Consider the following 1904-nt stretch of genomic DNA (forward strand, 5'->3'; position numbering starts at 1 on the left):
CGTCAGGGTGCCGGCGGCATAGGCGGCGGACAGCTCGGTCGCGGTCAGCAAAGCGGGATCGGCGGTCATGCGGGGCGGCCTCGTGTCGCTGTGGCGGTCGGTGGGAGCGGGCGCCGGGCGCTGGCTCGCCGGCGCCGGACAGGCTAGGACCATGTGGCCCTGACGCAACCGGGCTGGTCCGAACCCTGCATTGCGGGACGCATGGCCCACCGCATGTCTGCGAGCGCATGACCATCGACATCGACCCCACGACCGCCGCCGCCCGCCCGGACACCGCCGCCGCCGCCGCGTCGCCGCCGGTTATCGCCGTGCGCGGCGCGGAGAAGCGCTTCGCCAGCGGCACGCAGGCGCTGGCGCCGGTGACGCTCGACATACGGGCCGGGGAGTTCGTGAGCCTGATCGGCCCGTCCGGCTGCGGCAAGACGACGCTGCTGAAGCTGATGGCGAAGCTGACGGAGCCGACCGGCGGCAGCCTGCGCTGGTGGGGCGGGCCGTTCGATCAGGTGGGCAAGCCGGACCGGCGCCTCGCCTTCGTCTTCCAGGAGCCGACGCTGATGCCGTGGGCGCGCGTCGCGGCGAACGTCCGCCTGCCGCTCGATTTCGCGGGCACGGACCGGCGGCAGGCCGAGCGGCGAGTGGCAGAGGCGCTGGCGCAGGTCGAGCTGACGGCGGCGGCGCGGCAATATCCGCGGCAGCTCTCGGGCGGCATGCGGATGCGCGTCTCCATCGCCCGCGCGCTGGTGACCGAGCCGGACCTGCTGCTGATGGACGAGCCGTTCGGCGCGCTGGACGAGTTCACGCGCAACCGGCTGGACGAGGATCTGGCGCGCCTGTCGTGGCAGCAGCGGCTGACCACCGTGTTCGTCACCCATTCGCTGTACGAGGCGGTGTTCCTGTCGAGCCGCGTGGTGGTGCTGGCGGCGCGGCCGGGGCGGGTGCATGCGACGTTCGACGTGCCCGAGCCGTATCCGCGCACCGAGGCGTTCCGCACCAGCGACCGCTTCGCCCTGATGTGCCGCGACCTGTCGCTGCTGCTGACGGACGCCTCCGTGGCAAGCCGGGCATGAGCACCCGTCCCGCCGAGTTGCTGGCCCCGGTCGTGGTCGGCGCCGTGCTGATCGGCGCGTGGCAGTTCGCGTGCCGCCACTGGGCGGTGCCGGTCTATCTGTTCCCCGCCCCGTCCGACATCTTCTGGTGCCTGGTGCAGAACTGGCCCGACCTGCTGCGCGCGCTGGGCAGCACGCTCGCGGTGACGGCGGCGGCATTCGTCTGCGCCGTGGTGATCGGCGTGCTGATCGCCTTCCTGTTCGTGCAGAGCCGGCTGATCGAGATCAGCCTGCTGCCGTACGCGATCCTGTTGCAGGTGACGCCGATCGTGGCGGTGGCGCCGCTGATCGTCATCCTGGTCAAGAACACGCCGGTGGCGCTCACGACATGCGCCACGGTGATCGCGCTGTTTCCGATCATCAGCAACACCACGATCGGTCTGCGCAGCGTGGACCCGGGGCTTGCCGACTATTTCCGCATGAACAAGGTAGGCCGCATCCAGACGCTGTGGCGGCTGCGGGTGCCGTCCGCCCTGCCCTATTTCACCGCCGGCCTGCGCATCTCCAGCGGGCTGGCGCTGATCGGCGCGGTGGTGGCGGAGTTCGTGGCCGGCACCGGCGGGCGCAGCGCGGGGCTGGCCTACGAGATCCTGCAGGCCGGATTCCAGCTCGACATCGCGCGCATGTTTGCGGCCCTCGTGCTGATCGCGGTCGCGGGCGTGGCACTGTTCGCCCTGATGGCCGGGGTGCAGCATCTGCTGCTCGGCCACTGGCACGAGAGCGCGCTGAAGACGGAGCGTTGAACGCATGAACCCGACCGAATTGCCGCGCGACGCATGGCCGCGCGACGCATGGCCG

At 71.5% G+C, this 1904-nt stretch carries 2 protein-coding genes; both read left to right on the top strand.

The annotated features are described in order from the left end of the window. Positions 1 to 227 precede the first annotated feature (227 nt). Positions 228 to 1067, top strand: a complete 840-nt coding sequence (locus tag B8460_RS13945) for an ABC transporter ATP-binding protein (protein WP_084623655.1) — start codon at positions 228 to 230, stop codon at positions 1065 to 1067. Continuing rightward, a complete protein-coding gene (locus B8460_RS13950) occupies positions 1064 to 1849 on the top strand; it encodes an ABC transporter permease (protein ID WP_048862217.1) in 786 nt (261 codons plus the stop codon). Before B8460_RS13945 ends, B8460_RS13950 begins: the two co-directional genes overlap by 4 nt. The last annotated feature ends 55 nt before the right edge of the window (positions 1850 to 1904 follow it).

Origin of the sequence: Acidisphaera rubrifaciens HS-AP3, assembly GCF_000964365.1 — a bacterium.
GTDB classification, from domain to species: Bacteria; Pseudomonadota; Alphaproteobacteria; order Acetobacterales; family Acetobacteraceae; genus Acidisphaera; species Acidisphaera rubrifaciens.

What these genes read in the sequence shown, in the direction of transcription:
- B8460_RS13945 (WP_084623655.1), top strand. Translation starts at nt 228, where the DNA reads ATGACCATCGACATCGACCCCACGACCGCCGCCGCCCGCCCGGACACC.
- B8460_RS13950 (WP_048862217.1), top strand. Translation starts at nt 1,064, where the DNA reads ATGAGCACCCGTCCCGCCGAGTTGCTGGCCCCGGTCGTGGTCGGCGCC.